Consider the following 22787-nt stretch of genomic DNA (forward strand, 5'->3'; position numbering starts at 1 on the left):
ACTGATTCCGGCTATGTTTGGCTGTCCTGAGTGCCACACGGCGTGGGTTATCGCCTCGCCTGATCCACTCGGTTCCTGTCGAGATTGTGGACAGCCTTTGGCCGTGCTTTCGACTGCGCAAGCCTCCGCCGTCTTTTTTGAAAATAGGTTGGCGTCCATGGCCCAATACTACAGCGGGGATTTACCGGTTTGGGTACGGCGCCTCCAATGGAACTGGCGTGCGCGTTGCTGGTGTTGGCGCCGCCAGACGGACCAAGCGATAACGACGGTGGGTTCGGGCCGCGGCAGGCCGATCCAGGATGCAAGCAGGCGGCGGATTTCCGGCACGGTGAGGGGCAGCAAATCGGCCGACAGATCGACGCGCTCCTCGCCCCCCGATAGCCGCCGCTCGGGCGACGGTGAGAAAGGCCAAGGCGAACATGGCCAGCGTGACGTGGCGGTGCCACGCCGTCCAGGTGCGCACCTCGTACTGGTCCAGCCCCACCTCGCCCTTGGCGGCTTCGAAACACGCCTCCACCGTCCAGCGTGTGCCCGCGATCCGCACCAGTGTCAGCAACGGCGTGCCCTCCGGCGCAAAGGTCAAATAGTAGGTCAGCTTGTCCGGTTCCGCGATCGAGCGGCGCACCAGCAGGCCACGGCTCCAGCCCGCGCGCAGTGACGGATAGCTCTTGTACGCCCAGTCGTAGAGCCGCGGGCCCTTGGCCCCATCGCCGGCGCTCAGTCGCTGCCAGTCGCAAGCCCCTACGCGGGCGACGGCCCGCTCCTTGACCGTATCAAAACCGAGCGGCGCCCGTTGTTTGCTGGTGACCGCCAGGACATAGCCAATCGGTTGCCGTTCCAACCACAGCCGCAGCGCGTAGTCGCCGCCGTACACGCTGTCGGCCGTCACCCAGGCGCAGGGCACCCCCGCCGCAACGGCGCGCTCCAGCATCGCCCGGCCCTGCTTCGGTTTGGTGGCAAAGCCCACCTCCTCCGGCACCCCGGCCAGACGCCGGCGTTCGGCATCCGCCGTCCACTCCTCCGGCAAGTACAGCGCGCGATCAATCAACGCCCGGCCGCGGCGGCTGGCATAGCTCAGGAACACGGCGACCTGACAGTTCTCGGTACGCCCGGCGGTGCCGCAGTACTGGCGTTTGACGCCGACCGAGCGGGTGCCCTTCTTGAGAAAACCGGTCTCGTCGAGCACCAGGACAGCGTCGGCATCCCCCAGGTGCTCAACCACATAAGCTTGCAGGTCATCGCGCACCGCCTCGGCGTCCCAGCGGGCGCGACCAAGGAAGTCGTGCAGGGCGTCCGGCGTGCGATCGCCGGCGGCTTCCGCCAGATGCCAGCCGTTCTTGCGCTCCAGAGGGGCCAGAAGACCGCGCAAATACGTCAGTGCCCGCTGACGCGCCTCCAGGCGACGAAAGCGGGGCGCAAGCTGCTCCACCAGATGCTCCAGCGCGCTCGCCCATCGTTCCGCTTCAGCAATGGTCGTCATCCGTGGACCCTCCCTACTGATCCACGCTTAACAGTCGGCGCCGCTCAAACTCACCTTCGGATAATCCCCGCTGTAGTACTAGGCGGCGGTCAATAGGGCCGGCGCTTGGCGGCCCGGGGCAGGGAGACAGGAGGCGCCGGTGCGTCATCAAATCGTCGATGGAATGTCGTCTGGCGGCGACGAGGGGCGGTCAAGGCGCTGCACCCTCACGGTTGGAGTGAATTTAGGAGGGGCTCACCCAGCGGCACCCGCTTTCGGACAAAGGGCTGTCAGAGCATCACCTCCGCCGCCAGATTGTTCTGTGGTGCGAACGAGAAACACGCCCATGGACACGCCGGCATCGGACTTTGTGCGCGCGGGTAGCCTGGCCGACTTGATGGCCAGAGGGCGCCTCGTCGTGCACGGCCGCCATCCCCCGATCCTGGTGGTCTACAACGAAGGACGCGTCTTCGCGCTCGACAATCGCTGCCCGCACATGGGCTTTCCGCTCGACCGCGGCAGTGTCGAGGACGGCATCCTGACCTGTCATTGGCATGATGCTCGCTTCGATCTCGCGAGCGGCTGCACATTCGACCTGTGGGCCGATGACGTACCAACCTGTCCGGTCGAGGTTCGCGCCGGCGAGGTCTGGGTCAGGCCGGTATTTGGCCATGAGGACCCGGCGCGCCATTGGCAGCGCCGGCTCGACGATGGCCTCGCCCACAGTCTCGGCCTCGTCATCGCCAAGAGCGTGCGGGGACAGCTCACGGCGGGCGTGCCCCCGCGCGCGATTGTGCGGCAGGCCGCGCTGTTCGCCGTGCATAACCGCGACGGCTGGGGGACGGGCGTGACCATCCTCACCGCCCTTGGCAACCTGCTGCCGCTCCTCCCCGAGGACGAGACCTATCTTGCCCTGTTTCACGCGGCGCGGCGGGTTGCCGTGGACTGCGACGGCGAGGCGCCACGCCGGGAGCGCGCGCCGCTCGCCAGTCAGCCCGACCTGGCCACCCTCGAACGCTGGCTGCGGCACTGGAGCGCCGTGCGTCATCGCGACGCCGCGGAACGGACACTGCTCACCGCCATCGCCAATGGCACCCCGCCGGCTGTGCTCGCCCGTCTGCTGGTCGCCGCGTCAACCGACCGTGCCTTCGCTGACGGCGGACATTCGCTCGACTTCATCAACAAGGCTTGCGAATGCCTCGACGTCATCGGCTGGGAGAACGCGTCCGCCGTGTTGCCCAGCGTGGTCGGTCCGATGGTAGCGGCGCGTGGAGCTGACGAAATGACCGCTTGGCGCCATCCGATTGACCTGGTCCGATTGTGCGAGGAAAGCGCCGCGGAGTTGCGCGACCTTTTCATGACGCCTCGCCGCTCCCATGCTTGGTCCGATCATGCCGAGTTGTCCGCCGCCCTTCTTGGCGATGACGCGAAAGCGATTCTGGAGGCGCTCAAGGCGGCGACCCGGGCTGGCGCGTGCCCGGCCGACCTCGGCCGCTCCCTGGCTTATGCGGCGGCCCTGCGCGTGGCACGCTTCGGGACCGCCAACGAGCATGCGGACTGGGAGACAGCCCATCACGTCTTCACTTATGCCAACGCCGTCCACCAAGCGCTGAAGCGGATCGGGGTGGACGCCGAGCGGAATGGTGGGATCGAGGCGGTGCGTGGGGTGCTTCATGGGGCGATGGCGGTCTACCTCGCCCGTTATCTCAATGTACCGTCGGCACGGCTGCCGGGCGACGACGGCGATCGGCTGGACGACCTTCCCGAACGGATCGAGGACATCCGTGCGGCGTTGCTGGAGGCCTTTGATCGCCAACGACAGGTCGACGTGGCCGCCCGCTTGGTTGCGCGCCACCTCACGCTTGGTCACCCGCCGAACGCGCTGATCGCGGCACTCGTGCAGGGGCTGCTCCGGGAGGATGCGGGCTTTCATGCCTACCAGATGCTGGAAGCGGGTGTGCGGCAGTTCGGCGAATGGGGCAACACCGGCCCAGGCCGCCATATTCTCATCGCCGTGGCGCGCTACCTGGCCGCCCATTCGCCAACCGAGCGGGCGCTGTTTCAGACCGCCGACATCGCGCAGCGGCTGCTGCGGGGAGGCGAGCTTCATCAGAATACGTGAGGCCGGTCGGGACGGCCTTGCTCGTCGCAGGCCGGGCTCTATGGTCATGACAGCCTCGGCCACGCATGCAGGTCGCCAGTCGAAGGGGGCGTGTGGATGCTTCCCATGCAGCGGCTCGAACAATGGGCCCCGCTGCTCTGAAGGCACTCTGGCCACCGGCGACGCATACCAAAGGCATGGCTTCGTCCGTTGAGATGTCTCCGCCTATCGAGGTCGGCATGTCACAAGGTCCCATCGGCACACTGCTCGCCCTAACCATCATGGTTCTGTCCGGTTGTGCGGAAACCTATGAGCCGCCGGGTGGAGATTATAAGAAGGTGAGCGCACTGGTTCGGTTTCCGGATTTCTATCCCGGCCTCGGCACGCTCTATGTTCAGCCCAAGACGTTACCCGTCGGGCCGTTCCGGGCGTACGACCGCGACGGTAAACTGGTGAGCAGCATCTACATGGTGCCGATGTAAGGATCTCAACGCCCAGACCGCATTCGATCTCATCCGCGGCACCCCGTTGCGCGTCGATCACATTGACATGCATTACACCAGTGGCCATCCCGGCGTCGATGAGCCGCACTACCATATCAGTCTCTGGCATGTGTCGCCCGAGCAGGCCGCTCAGCTGCAATAAGCTGTGTCAGGGAGGCGGACCATGGTGTTTCGACAGGCAGGAATGGTGCTGGTCGTTCTGGCCACCATCGGGGTGACCAGCGGTCGAGTCCAGAGCGCCAAGCCCGAGCCGGAGCCGGCCACCGGCATCGGCCTGGTCACACCAGGAAGTGACCCGGGGTCGGTCCGCATCGTCCAGGACCTCGCCTTGGTGCTGGCCGATGAAACGCTCGGCATCCGACCTGTTCGTGGGGCTGATCCCGTGCAGACCGTCAGCATCATGCTCAAGGACCGCGGCGCGACCGTCGGCATTGTTCCGGCTGACGTCTTACCCTATCTGGGGCGCAGACCCAATGCCCCGGATGCGGGTGACAAGCTCCGGTATATCGCCAGGCTCTACGACGAAGACGTGCATGTTCTGGCCAGACGGGACATCCCAAGCCTAACGGGGCTGGACGGGTATCGGGTGAACGTCGGCCTGCCCGACAGCCGGACCCGGATCACCAGCACGATTCTCTTCACCAGTCTGGGCATCTCCGTTGAGCCAACTTTCGCGGATGAGCCTATAGCCTTGGCGCAACTGCTGCGTGGCGAGATCGCTGCCCTTGTTCATGTCGGCCGCAAACCCGCCCGTCTGTTCTTTGATCTGAACCGCGGAGATGGCGTGCACTTTCTGCCGATTCCGCTCAGCCCCGCACTATCGCAAACCTACTCGCCGTCTCAGCTTGGCATCGCTGATTATCCGCTGCTGATCGGCGCCAGCGAGGCGGGGCGGGGCGCCCCCATCGGCACGGTGGCCGTGTCCACGGTGCTGGCCGTGGTTGATCCTGAGCTTCCCCCGGGAGAATGGACACCGGGTTATGCGGCCCGAAGCTCGGCCTGCTCTGGGGTGATGTAGCCGAGAGCCGAGTGGATCCGCTGGCGATTGTAGTAGCCTTCGATGTAGGCGACCAGGTCCCGTTTAGCGGCTTCGCGTGTTGGGTAGCGTGTCTGGTGGACAAGCTCAGATTTCGCTGTCCCGAAGAAACTCTCCATGGGCGCGTTGATGCTCCTATAGAAGTCAAGCAGCGTGTCGTTGCCCGACCAAACTTGTGCGTTTCACAGCGGAAGCGCCGTCGGTGTCGCGCGGAGCGTCGTCCAGCGCAGGGTGCATCCGGGTCGGATGGTCCGCCTTCCGCCGCCCCCTATCAAGCCTGGCCCTTTCGGGCCACCGCCTGCGGCGGCACGGGGCTTGACAGGGACCGGCCTTCAGGCGGCTCGTTCCACCATCGGATGCACGGTCTCGTGTCGCTGGGACGTCAAGGCATGGTCGCTGAACATGGATCGTGCCCCGAGGCGTGGTGTCTGAGGGGGCCTCTGTGCTCTTCGGCGGGTTGAGGCCGCCGGTCTACTCCGCTGCGATGGACAGCGGATCAGGGGTGTGAGGGTGGCACAGCTCGGCCAGGCTTTCCATGGTCATGTAGCGCCGGGCCACCGCCCATTCATCATGCTGCTCCAGCAGCAAGGCGCCGACGAGGCGCACAACCGCCCCTTCGCCAGGGAAGATGCCGACGACGTTGGTGCGCCGCTTGATCTCGCCATTCAGCCGCTCCAGAGGATTCGTGCTGTGCAATTTGGTGCGCAGGTCCTTGGGGTACTTCATGTAGGCCAGCACGTCGAACTCCGCCTCGTCCATCAGCGCCGCCAGCTTGGAAAAGCGCGGCCGCAGGCTGTCGGCCACCCGGCGCCACTGCTCATGCGCCGCCTCAGCGGTCTCCTGGGCAAAGGCGGTGCGAATGGTGGCCGCGACCATCGTCTGGTGCGCCTTGCCGACGCAGGCGAGGAGATTCCTCATGCAATGAACACGACAGCGTTGAAGTGTGGCGCCCAGCACCTTGGAAGCGGCGGCCTTCAGCCCGAGATGCGCATCGGCGATCACCAGCTTTACGCCGCGTAGGCCCCGGCGGGTGAGGGTGCGCAGGAAATCGGTCCAGAAGGTCTCGGCTTCCGACAGCCCGAGGCCGAGCCCCAGCACCTCGCGCCGGCCATCGCTGTTGACGCCGATGGCCAGTATGGCGGCGAGCGAGACGATGCGGCCGTCCTGGCGCACTTTCACGTAGGTCGCATCCAGCCACACAAAGGGCCAGTCGCCTTCCAGCGGCCGGTTCAGGAACGCCTGCACGCGCTCGTCGATGTCCTGGCACAGGCGGCTGACCTGGCTCTTGGAGATGCCGGTCATGCCCATCGCCTTGACCAGATCATCGACGTTGCGCGTCGAGATGCCCTGCACGTAGGCCTCCTGAATCACCGCGATTAGCGCCTTCTCCGCGGTGCGGCGCGGCTCCAGGAAGGCCGGGAAGTAGGAGCCGCGCCGCAGCTTGGGGATGCGCAGGTCGATGGCCCCGGCGCGCGTCTCCCAGGTCCGCTCCCGGTAGCCGTTGCGCTTGGTCTGGCGGTCCTCGCTGCGTTCGCCATACCCGGCGCCGCACAGGCTCTCCACCTCCAGCTCCATCAGGCGCTGGGCGGCGAAGCCGACCATCTCGCGCAGAAAGTCGGCATCGGCGCTCTTCCCAATCAGCTCCTGAAGAGCGATCCTGTCCTCGGTCATCGTGGTCTCCGTCTTGGTTGATGGTCGTTAAGCAACCTCAACTTAGCCGAAGAACACGGTGACCGCCGCTCCCGAACGGCCGGCCCGCCTGCGCCAGCTATGGGGGAGCGCTCCGGCGGGCCAGCCTCACGCCTCAGACACCACGCGGTGGGACGCGATCCCAACCGCCTTGTGACCTATTTTTACAAGCATCTTGGACGGACCCGTGTCTCACACCATCACTGTGGGGACAGCCGCCCGGCCAAGCCAGCGCTTGGTGCAAGGCCCATTACGGCATCTAGGGGCACGGCAGGGAACTACCTGCTCATTCGTCATCCCAGTTGGTTCGTGGTGATAGGGTGTAGTTCCACGCCGGGCAGACGGTGTGCGGCGCCAAGCGGAGAATTCGCATCGCCTCGTCGGAGACACGCTCCCCGGTCTCGTTGCCACCGCGCTTGAGAAGGGCCGTCACGCGCAACCCGGCGGCAGTGACGGTTCCAGCGATGTAGCGCACGACCGTATCGAAGGTGCGCAAGGGCACGCCGGCCCAGTTCAGACTGATGAAGCTGAAGAGCCGATGCTCGATGGGGTTCCACTTCGAGCAGCCGCTGGGATAGTGGCACACCGTGACCTCCAAGCCGCAGGGATCGCAGAGCTGTTCCTGGAGTTGCGCCTTCCAGACGCGCGAGCGGCAGCTGTTGGAACCGCCGGCATCGGCCAGGATGAGCAGGCGCTCGGCGTGTGGGAAGCGGCGGCTGCCGTCATTGGCCCACCAGTCCCCGATCGCCTCGACCGCAAAGCGTGGTGTATCGAAACAATCACCGATGCACACAAAGCCGCGGTTGTTCGTCAGGTCGAAGACACCGTAGGGGATTGCTTGGCCAACCGCGTCTTGCGGCCAGTCGTGCACCAGCACCGCTTCGGCGGTCCGGCGCCATGTCCGGCCGGCGTTCTTGTAATTACCGACCAGCTCCTTTTTTTTTCGTATCAACACTGATGATCGGCTCGCCGGCGGCTTGGAACTGCGCCCGCTGCTCGGCAATGTGCTGGAACTGAGCATCGCGTTCGGGAGGTGAACTGTGGGCTTCGGTGCGCCGAGCGTTGACCTTGGGCGAGTAGCCGAGCTGGCGCAGCAGGCGCGCCACCGTCGGCCGGCTCGCCGGGTGCCCGGCCGCGGCGAGGGCGGCGCTCAAATGCCGCAGGGAACTGCGCTTGCCCTTGGCGCGGCGACCCATCGGGTCGCCGGCGGTCTCGGGGGCGAGCAACGTCTCCAGAGCCGGAACAAGCTCCGGATCCTGCACCTCCCGCGCCGGGCGCCCGCCTCCGGGAGCGCGGACGCGCTCGGTCGGGCGCTCGGCCAAGCCGGCCGCGAGTTCGCGCCGGCCGCGCCGAATGGTCCGCCGATTCAGGCCGGTGATCTGCGCCAGCAGCGTTTCCCCGCCGCGGCCAAGGCGCTCGGCTTCGAGCGCGACGAACCAGCGGCGCTGCTGCTCATCCAGACGACTGATCAGCACGTTGATGTGCTCGTGAAGGGCACGATCCGCGTGCGGCTCATCGGCCCGGCAGCGCGGACATCCACACGGATGAACAACGGACAAGGACATCGGCAACTCCCGTCAGCGCCGACGAAACAAAACTGCCTTCTTCCTAACCGACGTTCTGAGCGGATAGTTCCCTGCCGTGCCCTAGGCCTCGTTCAGCAGCCTTTTCTAGTCGAACGCTTCCGCCGTCTGGGCTGAACGCGATCCCAGCCTCTTCCAGCGCGGTCCGCATCAGTGACACCATTGGCTCCACGCTGGGGTGCTTGCCACGCTCCCACAGGCCAATGGTGCGCGCCATAACGCCGGACGCCCGGGCCAAGTCGAGCTTGCTCCAGTCCATCAACGCGCGGGCTTGTCGGCATTGTTCCGGGGTCATGCGGGGTGCCTTGTTGATATTTGGTCCGTGTGGCACGACCGGAGGGCCACCGTGTGCCTCCGGACCCTCCTGGTCCGCCGCGTCGATCATAGCACCATAGACGGTCCACACGGTGTTCAGCGGCAGGCCAGTCACTTTCATCGCCGCCACCACCTGCGCGGCCGTTGGCTTGCGGAGGACATGAACGACCTGTGGCTCCGACTTGGGTGGTCCGCCCGTCATGGCTCATCGCCGTCAGGGCCCGTCGGGTCGCACAGCCGCGCACCCGATCCGCCGTCCGCGTCAAACGCGATGCCGGCCGCCTCGAACGCGGCACGCAGGCGGTTGCGTGTCGTTGGTGTTGCTGCCGTGGTGCCCAGTTCGAAATCCTGAAGCGTGCTGTAGGCCAGCCCGGTCCGCCGTTGCGCCTCCAGTCGAGACCAGCCGAGGAGCTTGCGCGCGGCGAGGCACTGTTCGGGGGTCATGGAGCCGTCTTCGTTCCGGGGCAGGGGCAGGCGTGTCGAACCTACTCCGCGGCGGCGTGGTCGTCACCCTCCAGCAAGCCTTGCGCGGTCGCGGTCGAGCGGCGCCCGTTCCAGCTCGGCCGAAGAGCAGAACATTTGCGGGGCAAGGCGGCCCTGCGGCAGGCAGTGTCGATCTAGCCCAGCAAGGCAGCGGCCACGCGTTTTGCGAGATGCCGATTTGGCTACGAACGGCATGCTGACGGCAGATGCGATTGCGGGCACTCCGCTGGCAATCCCGCCCGCCATTTTGCGCATGCGCCCGAGGCGCGGGGACAACTGCGCGCAAGCGCCTCCTGAAGCACGAGCACCTCCCCGCGCGCTCCCAGTCAGCTTTGCGTGGTCCTCGCTTTCAATGACTTCGGCGGGCGACCGCGCCGGCGCGGCGCCTCCGGCTTGGGCAGGGGCCGGTCTTCCAGAAGCCCTTGCGCGACGGCTTGGCCCAGCAAGTTCTGCACCGACGACACCGACCAGCGCGCCTCGCCGCGCGGCGTCCGGCAGTGAATGCCCTCCAGATGTCGGGCGATGTTGGCGAGCGTCGGGTTCTCCAACGTGTTCACCGCCATGGCGACCAGGGTGACCAAATCGTCGCTGTCCCGACGACGCGGCGTGCGTTCCAGCACCGCTTCGTCCACGAAGCCGTCCCGGGCGAGGCGCCGGACAGCGCGCGCCAAGGCCGGACCGGTCCAGGGGCCACCGTCAGGCCGCCGCGAGCCGCTCTTGGCCAGACTGCGGGCCACGGTCTCCCACGGATAGGCGGGCCGCATCGCCCGGACGTGGGGCAGAATGGCGTCGGCCACGCGCAGCACATCGGCGTCGCGCCGCGCCTCACGCGCGTCGGTGACAGCACGCACCGCCGAGGCGGAGCGGAAGCGCAGTCCCGGATTGCCACCGATGCGGCCGCGCTCCCGGGCCGCCGTCAAGCCGGCTTTGGTGCGCTCACGGATGAGCGCGCGCTCGAACTCGGCCACGGCGCCGAGGATCTGCAGGGTGAAGCGGCCCTGCGGGCTGGTGGTGTCGATGGGATCGCCGAGCGAGCGGAAGCCGGCTCCCTTAGAGTCGAGGGCCTCGATGATTTCCAGCAGGTGGGCGAGCGAGCGCGCCAGCCGGTCGATGCGCACGACCACCAGCACGTCGCCCTTGCGGCAGCGCTCGATGGCGCGCTTCAATTCCGGGCGCGCCCGATCGCCGCCGGAACCATGTTCGCGGTGGATCGTTGAGCAGCCAGCCGCCTCAAGAGCGTCGAGCTGCGGATCCGTGGTCTGCTCGTCGGTGGACACGCGCGCGTACCCGATAAACGCCATTGGCTCCTCCTGGCACGGCGACCTTTCACCTGGTTCAGTCGCCAGCATTCTCCGGATCCGGCTGTCGCTCCGGCTTTATGACTGGACTCGGGAATGAGGATTTCTGCGGCGGGGTTCCGGCTTGATGGGTGGACTCTCCGGCTTCAAGACCGAACGCTCCGGCTTCATGAGCGAACAAAACGGCAGCATGTTTTCACGTTGCTGGTGGGTCAGCGGTTGGCCTTCGGCATCACGAGACCGAACCGCTCGGCGCGGTCGAGCAGCGCTTTGACCGAAGACGCCGACCAGGTCGTGCCACGGCGTGGCGTGCGGATGCGCATCTCCTCCAGCCGCGCGGCAATGGCGCGCAGGCTGATGGTCGGGTCGGCCCCTCTGATACCGGCAATGACCAGCAGGAGGTCGTCCTTGGGCGGCTTGCGCGGCGCCGGCGCGATCAGGTCCGGCTCGGCCAGCCCTTCCGCGACGAGCCGGTGGACCGCCCGCGACAGCCGGTCCGCCGTCCAGGGCCGGTCGGGCGACCCAAGCCGACCGAGCGCTTTGGCCACCTTCCCCCAGGAGTTCCCCGGGCGCAGGGCACGCACCTTGGGCAGCCACGCCTCCATGGTCGCCAAGAGGTCGGCGACATACTGGCGGTCGCGGATGGCGGCGAGCTGGGCGATGGCGTCGGGATCGCGGCGCTTGAGGGCGGGATTGCCGCCCACCCGCCCGCGCGCCTTGGCGGCGTTCAAGCCGGCCTTGGTCCGCTCGCGGATCAGGGCACGCTCCAGCTCCGCCGCCGCCCCCAGCACCTGCAGGGCGAACTTGCCCTGCGGCGTGGAGGTGTCGATCGGGTCGCGCAGCGACTTGAAGTGGGCGCCGACCGCCTCCAGCCCTTCGATCACATCGAGCAGGTGGGAGAGCGAACGGGCCAAGCGGTCGATGCGCGCCACCACCAGGATGTCGCCCCGTCTCACCTGGGCGATGGCCTTGGCCAGTTCCGGCCGCGCCCGGCTGCCGCCCGATGCCGTCTCCTCGAAGATCACCGCGCAGCCGGCGGCCTTCAGCTCGTCGAGCTGACTGAAGGTGGCCTGATCCTCAGTGGACACGCGGGCGTAGCCGATCAGGGCCATCGCCGGCCTCGTCGGTCCGGCGAGCCCGTGTGCTGCTTGGTCGTCATCAGAGGACCAACCAGTCGACCGAGGTGTCCAGGGCCTCGGCAAGCGCCTTGTACGCCTCCACCGACCCGGGCTTTTTGCCCGCCTCGATCTCCGACACATAGCCCGCGCTCACCCCGGCCTTCCCGGCGAGCGCCCGTAGGGACAGCCCGCGAAACTCGCGCCACACGCGGACCGCGTTCTCCCCCTCCACAATGCGCTTGGCCCACTCCAGCGGCATCGGCTGTCCGCCGCGCGCCTGCATGGCGGTGAGGATGTCCTCCAGGTCTTCGAGCCGCGCGGTGAGGGCATCATACTCAGCCCGGGGAATGGTGACGGTCTCAGTCATAGGCTTCTCTCCGATGGCGAACGCGATGCACCAGCATGATCGTCACAGTGCCCGCGGCATCGACGGTGAACAGCACACGGTGGTCGCCAACGCGCAGCCGGAACAGATCGGAGCCCTGCAGGGCTTTGACGTTGTTGGCTTGCGAGGCCGGGTCGGCGGCGTATTGCTCGACCTTCTTGAGAATGCGGGCGCGATCCGGCGGCGTCAGCGCCTTGAGGTCTTTCGCCGCTTTCGCCAGGATCTGAACCTGCATCATCATCTCCGCGAGAACGGTCGCAACGTTCTCTCAAAGAGAACGCTGCGTCAAGCGCCTTGTTCTCTGTTGGCGTACACTCGCCGCCATTGTACAATTTTATTGGTTACCGGGAAACGATCGTTTGGCCACCTGTACAGGTCATCTGAACAGCCGGACGCGCACGGCGGCGTCGCTCGCAAGGTGGGGCGAGAGGGTGGTCATGGGATGGGTGGGAGTCCGGTCATGAAGCCGGAAAAACGTTCGGTCTTAAAGCCGGAAGACGGGCCAAAACGGCCGAAAACCGCGAGAGTCCGCTCATAAAGCCGGAGCGACACCCGCCATGAGGCAAGGACGACGCGCGTGGACGTGCCGTTTTCGGTACGGGGAAAGCCACAAAACGCCCACGGGGTGAGAGCGCAGGCCGCTGCAAATCGGCTTCTAAACGGATCCACCCGACAACGCCACAGCCAGCCGACAGGCCAAACCATGCGCGAAGGGAATTTCGCGCCTGTGAAGGACCTCTATCACGAACCTCCAGTCTCAGAATACAACTCCATTTAGCTATCATCTCCAATGATTTCAGCGGCTTACACCGAAGCCGCGCTGCCGTTTTCAGGGATTTCCGGTTCCAGCAAACAGAGCGCCAACGCTGCGGGGCGGGCGTCGGCGAGTTCGGCCCGCCAACCCGGTTTCGAAACCACGATGGAACGGTCGGCCCCCCTGGGAGCCGCGGAACGGCCATCCCGGGTTGAGCGCCAAACCACGATGGTCTCTCCGTCGTCGGACTGGAATGGCGCCTCGGCCAGGTCGCAGAGGACGTGTTCGGCGAACCAGCGGCGAAAGGCCCGGTGACGATCGATGACCGTCCCGTAGACGGGGTTCTCGTAAATAAGAAAGACGTCGCGCGCCTCCCGCGCAGTGGCCTCGCCTAGCCGGTCAACGACCCGGGCCAGGACGTCGGGGCCGAAGGAATGGTAAATGAAGACAACCAGATCCCCGTCCGGCAGCGGCACGTCCAGCGCATCGCCCTCCCCGATGATAACCGGGGGGCGGTGGGGAAAGCGCTTTGCGACGATGGCCGCGTTGCGCCGGGCAATCCGCACGAGGTGCGGGGAAATGTCGACCCCGACGACGGCCCGGAACGGGTGTTCGCTGGCGATGATCGTCGACCGTCCCTTGCCGCATCCGAGGTCCAGGAAGCTGCGGCGTTCAAGGTTCGGGATGGAGCGCAGGGCGGCCCGCAGGCAGCTCGGCTGGCACCCGGCGTAGGCGGTGATGCCGGCGTCGCCCGGTCGGCCGGCCCTGAGGAGCCAAGCCGGGATGTAGCCGCTCGTCCGCGTGCCGTGGTCGGCGTCGAAGGGATGGACGCGCAGCCAGGGATCGCCGCGGCGGCTCGTGTTCTGCAACCTGACCAGGGCCGGCCAGAGGACGGCGTTCCGGGCCGCCCACGTCGCGGCGGCACGCACGACCGAGCGGAGGGGCAGCCTGGACGGCATCATGGCGGTGGCCCACCGTGACCGAGGGGACGTCCCGCTATAGCAGCGCGCGTTCGCTCGCGGAACGGAATATGGCACTTCCCCGATTCAGTGGACACCTCTGTTAAGCTCCCGTTGGGAGCGGAGAGGTGAATGATGACCAAGGGACGGCGCTTCTTCACGGACGAGTTCAAACAGGAAGCGGTCGCGCTGCTGGAAAGCAGTGGGCGGCCGTTGGAGCACATCGCCAAGGAGCTGGATATCCAACCGTCGGTGCTGCGCAACTGGCGCCGGCGCGTGGCCCGGCCAGGGGGGCCACCGCAGCTCCCCATCCAGCCGGCGGCGGGCCCCCTGGCCAGCGGCGATCAGGCCGCGGAGATTGCCCGCCTGAAGCGCGAACTGGAACGCGTCCGCATGGAACGAGACATATTAAAAAAAACTGTCTCAATTTTCTCGGAGCCACGGAAATGAGGTTCCGGATCATCGAGGACTGCCGCGCCGATTACCCGGTTCGCGTGCTTTGCGCGGCTCTGGAGGTCTCGCCGTCGGGTTACTATGCCTGGCGCTCGCGACCGGAGAGCCCGCGCCAGGCGGCGAACCGGCAGCGGCTGGCCGACATTCGGCAGCTCCACGAGCAGCACCGTAAGCGCTACGGGGTCCCGCGCCTTCATGCCGCTCTGCGGGCCCAGGGCCGGACGGTCAGTCGTGGGCGGGTCGAACGCCTCATGCATCATCACGGCATTCGCGCCCAGCGGCCCCGCACCTTCCGCGTCTGTACCACCGACAGCAACCATGCCCTGCCGATCGCGCCCAACTTGCTCGATCGCCACTTCACGGCCACGCGGCCGAACGAGGTCTGGCTCACCGATATCACGGACGTGCCCACGGATGAGGGCTGGTTGTACCTGGCCGTCATCCTCGACCTGTTCAGCCGCAAAGTGGTAGCTGCGCTGGCCCTGGCGGGCTCGGCTGGGCGATGCGCGACCACATGCGCACCGAGCTGCCGCTGGCCGCCCTGACCATGGCCATCCCACACCGGCGGCCCCCGCCCGGCCTCCTGCATCACTCCGATCGCGGCAGTCAAGGCGGATTCAAGCGGTCGTCGCAACAGCCTCTTGGTGCTCTCCCTTATCGATGGATTGGAACAGTTCGTCCAGCGCCTCGGCCGGAGTTTTCCAGCCGAGGGTTTTGCGCGGTCTTGTGTTCAGGGCGAGGGCAACGGCCGCCAGGGTATCGGCGTCATGCACGGTGAGGTCGGTCCCCTTGGGGAAGTACTGGCGTAACAGGCCGTTGGTATTCTCGTTCGTGCCGCGCTGCCACGGACTGCGCGGATCGCAGAAGTAGACGCAAAGCCCGGTGTCGATCCGGATATGGGCGTGTTGGGCCATCTCCGCCCCCTGATCCCAGGTCAGCGACCGGCGGAGCTGGGCGGGCAAGGTTGCGATGGTGCGCGCAATGGCGTCGCGGACGGCCTCGGCACCATGGCCGGCCAGCGCCGGCCCGTTCTTGACACGCGGTCCGCTGGCGTGCCCCGGCATCGGGGGCAGATGAAGCAGCATCGTGAACCGCGTCGTCCGCTCCACAAGGGTGCCGATCGCCGACCCGCCCAAGCCGATGATGAGATCCCCCTCCCAGTGCCCCGGCACCGCCCGGTCCGCCACCTCCGCCGGGCGTTGGCTGATCATGACTTCCGGGGTGATGAAGGACTTGCCCCGCTTGCGGGTCCGCGCCATCGGAACGCGCAGCGTCCGCCCGGTCCGCAGGCAGGCGGTCAACTCGCGGCGCAACGCTCCGCGGCCCTGAATGAACAGCGCCTGATAGATGGCCTCATGGCTGATGCGCATCGTCGGGTCCTCCGGGAAGTCGAGCCGCAGGCGCCGCGCGATCTGCTCGGGGCTCCACGCCTTGCCCCACCGCCGGTCCTGCCGAGGTCCGTGTCGGCGAGCCTTCCAGGCCACGGCCGGTCCGGGGATCGCCGCTCCGTTCGGAGCAACCACCGTGCCGGCCAGACGCTCCTGCACGTAGGCGCGCAGAACCGGATTGACCACCAGCTTGGCCGGCTTGGGCCGGCGCGCCGAGCGGTCGGCGTGCCACTGCGCGGTCGTTGCCCGATACTCCAACCCGCCCGAGCGAGTGGCGGCATTGCGCCGCAGCTCGCGGGAAATGGTCGAGGCCGCCCGCCCCAGCTGGCGAGCGATCTCCCGCACGCCGAGCCCCTGGGCCCGCCGCAGCGCGATCTCCTCCCGCTCCGCAAACTGCAAGTACCGTCCCGACGGCGGCTTCGCCGATGACGCAAACTTCGCTGGTGGCATACCCCCGGCCTCTCGGAACCAACGTCCCCCCACCGCGGGCGACACGCCTGCTATGGATGCCGCATCCTCGCTCGATTGTCCCGTTGCAATCGCCGACCAGAACTGCCGACGATCCTCACGCTGTGCTGAGGGAGGCCGGCCAGGTGACCGCAGAGGAGCTCGTCCAGATCGATCCGATTGCCGCTTCCATATCTTCATCGCAGCCTCCTTCGGCAGGCTGTTGCGACGACCGCTTGAATCCGCCCAATTTGCCGCGGCGGAGTACCGCAAAGCCTTGAAGGCCCACGGCATCGTGCCGTCCATGAGCCGCAAGGGGAACTGCTGGGACTGTGATTATGTCACTGTCGTCCGGTGGGCCTGACCCTTGTCTGGGATTGACCACGTGTCATGGCGTTGACGTGTCGGCCCTCCGGACGATGCCTGGCGATCGGGCGGGACGTGACCTCATAGGAGCCTGAGGCCAAGCGTCCCGTCACAGTCCTGTCCGCCCGCCGGATCGCCGGCCCCTCACACTGACCGGAGAGCCGACGACCATGGGCCAGTTCTTACCGACCGACATCATCATCGGCGTCGATACCCACAAGCACACCCACGCTGCCGTGGCCATCACCGGGCTCGGCGCCCGCATCGCGGAACTAACGATCCAAGTTGGCCGGGACGGCTACCGTGAACTTGAAGCCTGGGCCTTGTCGCTTGGCACGGTCGGTGCCTTCGGCATTGAGGGCACCGGCTCGTATGGTGCCGGCCTGGTGCGAGCCCTTCGTGACAATGGCCATGTTGTCCACGAGGTCACCCGTCCGGACCGTCAGTTGCGTCATCAGCACGGAAAGACCGACCACCTCGACGCCGAAGGCGCGGCTCGCGCTGTGCTCGGTGGCCGGGCCCGCGGCCTGCCCAAGGCGGGAACCCGTCAGGTTGAGATGATCCGCCACCTGAAAGTGGCCCGCGACACAGCGGTCAAGGCGCGCACTCAGGCGATGCTGACGCTGAAGGCCATCATCGTCGGTGCGCCGGCCGCCCTGCGCGAGCAGATCGAGGCGCTCACAGGCAAGATGACGCTGATCCGTTCCCTGGCCGCCCTGCGGCCGGGCCCAATCACCTCCACGACGGCCTCGGCCAAGGCCAGTCTACGCGCTATTGCCCGGCGTTGGCTCGACCTTGATGCCGAAATCAAAGCCCATGATGCCCATCTCGAAGACCTAGTCGGCCGATGCGCCCCGACGATGATCCAAGCCCATGGCATCAAAACCGGCACGGCGGCGGAGATGCTCATCCTCGCCGGCGATAATCCAGAACGGATCCGCTCGGAAGCGGCCTTTGCTAAGCTCTGCGGCGTCTGCCCGATCCCGGCGTCGAGCGGCAAAACCAGCCGGCACAGGCTCAATCGCGGTGGACACCGACAGGCCAATGCGGCCCTTTATCGGGTGGTCGTCGTGCGCATGCGCGCCCACCAACCCACCCTCGCTTACGTCCGGCGCCGGACGGCCGAGGGCAAGAGTAAGCCGGAGATCATCCGCTGCCTCAAGCGCTTCGTGGCACGAGAAATCTTCGGGTATCTCTGCGGCCCTCGCCGAGGAGTTTCCCCAGAGAACACCGCGGCATTGTTCAGATCGCGTCCCACCGCGTGGTGTCTGAGGCGTGAGGCTGGCCCGCCGGAGCGCTCCCCCATAGCTGGCGCAGGCGGGCCGGCCGTTCGGGAGCGGCGGTCACCGTGTTCTTCGGCTAAGTTGAGGTTGCTTAACGACCATCAACCAAGACGGAGACCACGATGACCGAGGACAGGATCGCTCTTCAGGAGCTGATTGGGAAGAGCGCCGATGCCGACTTTCTGCGCGAGATGGTCGGCTTCGCCGCCCAGCGCCTGATGGAGCTGGAGGTGGAGAGCCTGTGCGGCGCCGGGTATGGCGAACGCAGCGAGGACCGCCAGACCAAGCGCAACGGCTACCGGGAGCGGACCTGGGAGACGCGCGCCGGGGCCATCGACCTGCGCATCCCCAAGCTGCGGCGCGGCTCCTACTTCCCGGCCTTCCTGGAGCCGCGCCGCACCGCGGAGAAGGCGCTAATCGCGGTGATTCAGGAGGCCTACGTGCAGGGCATCTCGACGCGCAACGTCGATGATCTGGTCAAGGCGATGGGCATGACCGGCATCTCCAAGAGCCAGGTCAGCCGCCTGTGCCAGGACATCGACGAGCGCGTGCAGGCGTTCCTGAACCGGCCGCTGGAAGGCGACTGGCCCTTTGTGTGGCTGGATGCGACCTACGTGAAAGTGCGCCAGGACGGCCGCATCGTCTCGCTCGCCGCCATACTGGCCATCGGCGTCAACAGCGATGGCCGGCGCGAGGTGCTGGGGCTCGGCCTCGGGCTGTCGGAAGCCGAGACCTTCTGGACCGATTTCCTGCGCACCCTCACCCGCCGGGGCCTACGCGGCGTAAAGCTGGTGATCGCCGATGCGCATCTCGGGCTGAAGGCCGCCGCTTCCAAGGTGCTGGGCGCCACACTTCAACGCTGTCGTGTTCATTGCATGAGGAATCTCCTCGCCTGCGTCGGCAAGGCGCACCAGACGATGGTCGCGGCCACCATTCGCACCGCCTTTGCCCAGGAGACCGCTGAGGCGGCGCATGAGCAGTGGCGCCGGGTGGCCGACAGCCTGCGGCCGCGCTTTTCCAAGCTGGCGGCGCTGATGGACGAGGCGGAGTTCGACGTGCTGGCCTACATGAAGTACCCCAAGGACCTGCGCACCAAATTGCACAGCACGAATCCTCTGGAGCGGCTGAATGGCGAGATCAAGCGGCGCACCAACGTCGTCGGCATCTTCCCTGGCGAAGGGGCGGTTGTGCGCCTCGTCGGCGCCTTGCTGCTGGAGCAGCATGATGAATGGGCGGTGGCCCGGCGCTACATGACCATGGAAAGCCTGGCCGAGCTGTGCCACCCTCACACCCCTGATCCGCTGTCCATCGCAGCGGAGTAGACCGGCGGCCTCAACCCGCCGAAGAGCACAGAGGCCCCCTCAGACACCACGCCTCGGGGCACGATCGCGGTTTTGCTCCGAGCGGATGCGCTTGGTGATCTCTCCGACGATGCCGCGGCTGGCCTTGCCGTCGATCCTCTCGTGAATCTGCCGGATGCTGAGGGTGGTTGAGGCGGCGAGCGCCTCGATCTCGGTGACCACCGACCGCCGGATTGGCGGGCGGCCCAGGTGTTTGCCGCGCGCCCTGGCAGCCTTCATGCCGGCGGAGACGCGCTCGCTGATCAACGCAGATTCCAACTCAGCCATGGCCCCGATGATGGTGAACATGGCCCGACCCGCGGGGCTGTCGGTATCGACTTGGTCCTGGACGCTGATGAAGCGCACGCTGAGGTGCCGGAACTCCTCGAGCGCCATCAGCAGGTGGCGCGTGCTGCGGGCGAAGCGGTCGAACTTCCAGACGAGCACGCAGTCGAACTCACGCCGTCGCGCGGCGGCCATCAGCGCGTTGAGCCGCGGGCGTCCTTCGTGACGGCCGGACACGGCGACATCGCAGTAGTCGCCGACGATCACCAGACCGGCCCGCTCGGCGTATCCGCGCAACCCGTCGTATTGCAGGTCCGGCTTCTGATCGGCGGTCGAGACGCGCAGGTACAGCGCGGTGCGGCGGCCAGGGGGCATGACGGTCCCGTCCAATAAGGCATTCCTTTGCGGACAGGAAATCGATACTCCCTATCCCTTTGAAATCCTACCCGCCTTTTCGCCCCTTCGGCGCTGCCTTTTCCGGACACCCCAATGACGGCCATGGACCGCACCGCTTACCCGCGCCCGGGGGAGCGATTGACTCGCGACGAACTCCAGACCCGGTATGACTTGAGCGAGGCGGATCATGCCTTCCTACGGGCCACCGCCCGCGGCGATGCGGGCCGCCTGACGCTGGCGACAATCCTGAAAACGCGCCTCGACCTCGGGGTCTTTCCGGCGCTCGAGGAGATCGATGCCGGCATCGTCACGCATCTGGCCAAGCAGCTCGGTTTGGCGACCTCTCCGCCTCTCCTGCCCGAGGACGGCGGGAAGAGGACCCTTTACCGTTACCGCGCAACGGTTCGCGCCCATCTTGGGGGCGCATCCTATCCCGATGCCGGAGAGGCCCTGGTCACGAACACCGTACTCGAAGCGGCCGAAACCATGAGCGACCCCGCCGATCTGATCAATCGGGCCATCGAGGCGTTGCGTGGCGCAAGGATCGACTTGCCGGCGTTCAGCACCCTCGACCGGTTGGTCAACCACCTGCGCGGTCGGGTTCACGAACGGATGTACGGGCGGGTTGCGGCGCGGCTGTCGGCGGAAAACATGGCGGCGCTCGACGCGTTGCTGACGGTGCCGCCCGACGCCACCACCACACCCTTCACCCGTCTCAAGCAGACGCCCGGGCCGGCGCGCTTCGAAACCATCGCCCTGTGGACCGACCGCCTCGGCTGGCTGACCGCTCTGCCCGATCCCGGGAAGTTGCTGGAGGGGATTTCCCACACCAAGCTTCGCCAATTCGCGGCGGAAGCCGCCGCCCTGGAACCTGGCGAGCTTCTGGACATGAGCCAGCAGGGCAAACGGCACACCCTGCTGCTCAGCCTGATCCGCCAGGCCCGCACCCGCTGCCGCGACGAGTTGATCGAGATGCTGATCCGCCGCGTTCGGCGCACCCAGGCGGCGGCCAAGGAGAGGCTCGCCGCCCTGCAGGACGAGAACCGCGAGCTCGAAGAACGGCTGATCGGCCTTTTCGGACGCGTGCTCGCCACGGCGAAAGCCGAGAACGCCGACGCCGCCTTTGGACGTCACGTTCGGATCCTGCTGACCGAGCAAGGCGGCATCGACCGCCTCACCGAGCAGTGCGAGACCGTCACTGCTTGGCACGGCAACAACGATCTGCCGTTGCTCTGGCCCATCCATGCCCGGACCCGAAGCCTGCTGTTTCGCCTGGTCGACCTGATGGACATACGGTCCGCGACCCAGGATCGCAGCCTGTTGGACGCATTGGCGATGGTAGTGGAGCACCGCCAGTCACGCCGCAACGACCTGCCGAACGACCTTGACCTCGGCTTCGCCTCGCAACGGTGGCGCAGCTTCGTCGTCAACCGCGGATCGGGGAGTCCGGCCATCGACCGGCGCGCCCTGGAGGTCTGCGTTTTCATTCACCTGGCCGACGCTCTTCAGGCTGGGGATGTGTACATCGTCGGCGCTGAGGCGTTCGCCGACTACCGCGACCAGTTGCTGCCCTGGCCGGAGTGTGCGCCACGGCTGGCTGCCTACTGTCGCCTTCTTGACATGCCGGAAAGCGCCGAGGCGTTCGTCGCCCGGCTGAAGGACGAGTTGACCCGAACCGCCGCCGATGTGGACGCCGGCTTCTCCGACAATACCGAACTGTCGCTCGACGCCGACGGCACGCCCCATCTGAAAAAGCCGCGGGTGGCCCGCGAGCCGGACGGCTTGGCGGATTTCGAACGGGAAATTCGCGCCCGTATGCCCGAACGCCATCTGCTCGACATTCTCAAGCACACCGAGCACTGGAGCGGCTACACCCGCCACTTTGGCCCGCCGTCCGGTTCCGACCCCAAGCTGGCCAACGCCGTGCAGCGCTATCTCTTCGCCGTCTTCGGCTATGGCTGCAATCTCGGCCCCGTCCAGACCGCCCGCCACGCGCCCGACATCGCCACCGCGCAGGCGCTGCGCCGGATCAACGCCCAGCACATCAACGCCGACAAGCTGGAGGCGGCGATGGCCGACGTGATCGGCCAATACACCCGCTTCGGCCTGCCGCGTTGTTGGGGCGACGGCCGGGCGGCGATCGCCGACGGCACACACGTGAAGCTCCGCGAGAACAACCTGCTCGGTTCCCGCCACATCCGGTACGGCGGCTACGGCGGCATCGCCTACCACCACATCGCCGACAGCTACATCGCGCTGTTCACCACCTTCATTCCCTGCGGTGTCTGGGAGGCGGTCCACATCCTCGACGCCCTTCTGAAGAACCGATCCGTCCTACAGCCGGATACCCTTCATGCGGATACCCAGGGGCAAAGCGAGCCCGTCTTCGGTCTGTGCCGCCTTTTGGGCATCACGCTGTTGCCGCGCATGCGCAGTTGGGCCGACGTCGCCTTCTACCGCCCGGACAACGCCGTCCGATACCAGCACATCGAGGCTCTGTTCAGCCGCGAGATCGACTGGGCGCTGATCACCAAGCATTGGCCGGACATGATGCAGGTGGCGCTCTCGATCCAGGCCGGCCGGGTCCTGCCGTCGATGCTGCTGCGCAAGCTCGGCACCTACAGCCGGAAGAACCGCCTGTCCCGGGCGTTCCGTGAACTGGGCCGGGTCAAGCGCACGCTCTTTCTTTTACGCTTCATCTCCAACGCGGACATCCGCCAGAGCATCCACGCCGAGACGACCAAGATCGAATCCTACAACGACTTTCTCGACTGGGTGTCCTTCGGCGGACCGGTGATCAAGAGCGGCGATCCGGTCGAGCAGGACAAGCAGCTCAAATACGCCAGCCTCGTCGCCAACACGATCATGCTGTCCAACGTCACCGACCTGACCGCGGTTCTGTCCTCCATGGCCGCGGAAGGCATCGCCGTCACCCCGGACCTCGTCGCCCGCCTCAGCCCCTACACACGTGAACACGTCCGCCGCTTCGGTCAGTACGTCCTCGACATGAACGACCTACCGGGGCCGCTCAATCCAACGCCCCTTCCCTTCGAAGTGCCCTTATGACCTATTTTTACACGTATCTTGGACGAACCCGAGAAGGATCAATCGCCTACAACTCTGCCCCTTCGCGGACGACCTGTGCG

Annotated in this window: 19 protein-coding genes and 2 pseudogenes; 7 read left to right on the forward strand and 14 right to left on the reverse strand. The window is 66.6% G+C overall.

The genetic code is table 11. The features are described 5' to 3' along the window. Nucleotides 1-181 precede the first annotated feature (181 nt). Entirely contained in the window at nt 182-1480 is a 1299-nt protein-coding gene (locus M2351_RS18535; protein WP_264655659.1) for an IS701 family transposase, read from the reverse strand. 325 nt (nt 1481-1805) lie between these two features. Here M2351_RS18535 and M2351_RS18540 point away from each other — a divergent pair, with 325 nt between their 5' ends. The 3 genes from M2351_RS18540 (at nt 1806) to M2351_RS18550 (ending at nt 5081) form a co-directional block, all read left to right on the forward strand. Continuing rightward, entirely contained in the window at nt 1806-3581 is a 1776-nt protein-coding gene (locus tag M2351_RS18540; RefSeq protein ID WP_264657591.1) for a Rieske (2Fe-2S) protein, read from the forward strand. A 176-nt stretch (nt 3582-3757) separates the two neighbouring features. Then, nucleotides 3758-4042 (forward strand): hypothetical protein, encoded by a 285-nt coding sequence (locus M2351_RS18545; protein WP_264657592.1) that lies wholly within the window; start codon nt 3758-3760, stop codon nt 4040-4042. A gap of 184 nt (nt 4043-4226) precedes the next feature. Next, entirely contained in the window at nt 4227-5081 is an 855-nt protein-coding gene (locus tag M2351_RS18550; protein WP_264657593.1) for a TAXI family TRAP transporter solute-binding subunit, read from the forward strand. Here M2351_RS18550 and M2351_RS18555 read toward each other — a convergent pair. The 11 genes and pseudogenes from M2351_RS18555 to M2351_RS18600 form a co-directional block, all read right to left on the reverse strand. Continuing rightward, a pseudogene (locus M2351_RS18555) lies at nt 5042-5227 on the reverse strand (IS3 family transposase); the annotation flags it as partial. The gene M2351_RS18550 and the pseudogene M2351_RS18555 sit on opposite strands and share 40 nt — an antisense overlap. A 343-nt stretch (nt 5228-5570) precedes the next feature. After that, nucleotides 5571-6770, reverse strand: coding sequence for an IS256 family transposase (locus M2351_RS18560; protein WP_264654291.1), 1200 nt, complete (start codon nt 6768-6770; stop codon nt 5571-5573). 304 nt (nt 6771-7074) lie between these two features. Then, nucleotides 7075-7809: an ISAzo13 family transposase gene (locus M2351_RS18565; protein WP_264657594.1), complete on the reverse strand. Its 735-nt coding sequence runs from the start codon at nt 7807-7809 to the stop codon at nt 7075-7077. Beyond that, on the reverse strand, nt 7709-8263 hold the full coding sequence (locus M2351_RS18570; protein WP_264657595.1) for an ISAzo13-like element transposase-related protein: 555 nt from the start codon (nt 8261-8263) through the stop codon (nt 7709-7711). The genes M2351_RS18565 and M2351_RS18570 overlap by 101 nt, the downstream gene beginning before the upstream one ends. A gap of 133 nt (nt 8264-8396) precedes the next feature. Then, nucleotides 8397-8888 carry a helix-turn-helix transcriptional regulator gene (locus tag M2351_RS45135; protein WP_406567406.1) on the reverse strand — a complete coding sequence of 164 codons (492 nt, stop codon included), beginning with the start codon at nt 8886-8888 and terminating at the stop codon, nt 8397-8399. Further along, entirely contained in the window at nt 8885-9130 is a 246-nt protein-coding gene (locus tag M2351_RS18575) for a helix-turn-helix domain-containing protein (protein ID WP_264657596.1), read from the reverse strand. The genes M2351_RS45135 and M2351_RS18575 overlap by 4 nt, the downstream gene beginning before the upstream one ends. Before the next feature lie 365 nt (nt 9131-9495). Beyond that, the gene (locus M2351_RS18580; RefSeq protein ID WP_264657597.1) at nt 9496-10470 is read right to left on the reverse strand and encodes a recombinase family protein; all 975 of its coding nucleotides are present in this window, start codon (nt 10468-10470) and stop codon (nt 9496-9498) included. A gap of 209 nt (nt 10471-10679) precedes the next feature. Continuing rightward, a complete protein-coding gene (locus tag M2351_RS18585) occupies nt 10680-11579 on the reverse strand; it encodes a recombinase family protein (RefSeq protein WP_264657598.1) in 900 nt (299 codons plus the stop codon). Nucleotides 11580-11625: 46 nt separating this feature from the next. Next, a complete protein-coding gene (locus M2351_RS18590) occupies nt 11626-11952 on the reverse strand; it encodes a helix-turn-helix domain-containing protein (protein ID WP_264657599.1) in 327 nt (108 codons plus the stop codon). Beyond that, nucleotides 11945-12205, reverse strand: a complete 261-nt coding sequence (locus M2351_RS18595) for a type II toxin-antitoxin system RelE family toxin (protein ID WP_264657600.1) — start codon at nt 12203-12205, stop codon at nt 11945-11947. The genes M2351_RS18590 and M2351_RS18595 overlap by 8 nt, the downstream gene beginning before the upstream one ends. A gap of 569 nt (nt 12206-12774) precedes the next feature. Next, a complete protein-coding gene (locus M2351_RS18600; protein WP_264657601.1) occupies nt 12775-13686 on the reverse strand; it encodes a class I SAM-dependent methyltransferase in 912 nt (303 codons plus the stop codon). 132 nt (nt 13687-13818) lie between these two features. Here M2351_RS18600 and M2351_RS18605 point away from each other — a divergent pair. After that, nucleotides 13819-14791 (forward strand): annotated as a pseudogene (locus tag M2351_RS18605) (IS3 family transposase); the annotation flags it as partial. On the opposite strand, the gene M2351_RS18610 reads toward M2351_RS18605, so the two are convergent. Next, nucleotides 14754-16172, reverse strand: coding sequence for an IS30 family transposase (locus M2351_RS18610; protein ID WP_264658083.1), 1419 nt, complete (start codon nt 16170-16172; stop codon nt 14754-14756). The pseudogene M2351_RS18605 and the gene M2351_RS18610 overlap by 38 nt on opposite strands. 335 nt (nt 16173-16507) lie before the next feature. Between M2351_RS18610 and M2351_RS18615 the strand changes: the two genes are divergently transcribed. Next, complete coding sequence (locus M2351_RS18615; RefSeq protein WP_264657602.1) at nt 16508-17746, forward strand: IS110 family RNA-guided transposase; 1239 nt, start codon at nt 16508-16510, stop codon at nt 17744-17746. Beyond that, entirely contained in the window at nt 17743-18942 is a 1200-nt protein-coding gene (locus tag M2351_RS18620) for an IS256 family transposase (RefSeq protein ID WP_264654291.1), read from the forward strand. The genes M2351_RS18615 and M2351_RS18620 overlap by 4 nt, the downstream gene beginning before the upstream one ends. A 39-nt stretch (nt 18943-18981) precedes the next feature. On the opposite strand, the gene M2351_RS18625 is transcribed toward M2351_RS18620, so the two are convergent. Next, nucleotides 18982-19635, reverse strand: a complete 654-nt coding sequence (locus M2351_RS18625) for a recombinase family protein (RefSeq protein ID WP_264657603.1) — start codon at nt 19633-19635, stop codon at nt 18982-18984. Nucleotides 19636-19734: 99 nt separating this feature from the next. Between M2351_RS18625 and M2351_RS18630 the strand changes: the two genes are divergently transcribed. Continuing rightward, on the forward strand, nt 19735-22707 hold the full coding sequence (locus tag M2351_RS18630) for a Tn3 family transposase (RefSeq protein ID WP_264657604.1): 2973 nt from the start codon (nt 19735-19737) through the stop codon (nt 22705-22707). The last annotated feature ends 80 nt before the right edge of the window (nt 22708-22787 follow it).

It is taken from the genome of Azospirillum canadense (assembly GCF_025961225.1).
Taxonomy (GTDB): Bacteria; Pseudomonadota; Alphaproteobacteria; order Azospirillales; family Azospirillaceae; genus Azospirillum; species Azospirillum canadense.

Excerpts from the sequence above, each read along its gene's own strand:
- M2351_RS18565 (WP_264657594.1), bottom strand. The coding sequence starts at position 7,809 with ATGCTCAGTTCCAGCACATTGCCGAGCAGCGGGCGCAGTTCCAAGCCG.
- M2351_RS18585 (WP_264657598.1), bottom strand. The coding sequence starts at position 11,579 with ATGGCCCTGATCGGCTACGCCCGCGTGTCCACTGAGGATCAGGCCACC.
- M2351_RS18590 (WP_264657599.1), bottom strand. The coding sequence starts at position 11,952 with ATGACTGAGACCGTCACCATTCCCCGGGCTGAGTATGATGCCCTCACC.
- M2351_RS18575 (WP_264657596.1), bottom strand. The coding sequence starts at position 9,130 with ATGACCCCCGAACAGTGCCTCGCCGCGCGCAAGCTCCTCGGCTGGTCT.
- M2351_RS18550 (WP_264657593.1), top strand. The coding sequence starts at position 4,227 with ATGGTGTTTCGACAGGCAGGAATGGTGCTGGTCGTTCTGGCCACCATC.
- M2351_RS18615 (WP_264657602.1), top strand. The coding sequence starts at position 16,508 with ATGGGCCAGTTCTTACCGACCGACATCATCATCGGCGTCGATACCCAC.
- M2351_RS18595 (WP_264657600.1), bottom strand. The coding sequence starts at position 12,205 with ATGCAGGTTCAGATCCTGGCGAAAGCGGCGAAAGACCTCAAGGCGCTG.
- M2351_RS18620 (WP_264654291.1), top strand. The coding sequence starts at position 17,743 with ATGACCGAGGACAGGATCGCTCTTCAGGAGCTGATTGGGAAGAGCGCC.
- M2351_RS18630 (WP_264657604.1), top strand. The coding sequence starts at position 19,735 with ATGACGGCCATGGACCGCACCGCTTACCCGCGCCCGGGGGAGCGATTG.
- M2351_RS18535 (WP_264655659.1), bottom strand. The coding sequence starts at position 1,480 with ATGACGACCATTGCTGAAGCGGAACGATGGGCGAGCGCGCTGGAGCAT.
- M2351_RS18545 (WP_264657592.1), top strand. The coding sequence starts at position 3,758 with ATGGCTTCGTCCGTTGAGATGTCTCCGCCTATCGAGGTCGGCATGTCA.
- M2351_RS18610 (WP_264658083.1), bottom strand. The coding sequence starts at position 16,172 with ATGAAGATATGGAAGCGGCAATCGGATCGATCTGGACGAGCTCCTCTG.
- M2351_RS18600 (WP_264657601.1), bottom strand. The coding sequence starts at position 13,686 with ATGATGCCGTCCAGGCTGCCCCTCCGCTCGGTCGTGCGTGCCGCCGCG.
- M2351_RS18560 (WP_264654291.1), bottom strand. The coding sequence starts at position 6,770 with ATGACCGAGGACAGGATCGCTCTTCAGGAGCTGATTGGGAAGAGCGCC.
- M2351_RS18540 (WP_264657591.1), top strand. The coding sequence starts at position 1,806 with ATGGACACGCCGGCATCGGACTTTGTGCGCGCGGGTAGCCTGGCCGAC.
- M2351_RS18580 (WP_264657597.1), bottom strand. The coding sequence starts at position 10,470 with ATGGCGTTTATCGGGTACGCGCGCGTGTCCACCGACGAGCAGACCACG.
- M2351_RS45135 (WP_406567406.1), bottom strand. The coding sequence starts at position 8,888 with ATGACGGGCGGACCACCCAAGTCGGAGCCACAGGTCGTTCATGTCCTC.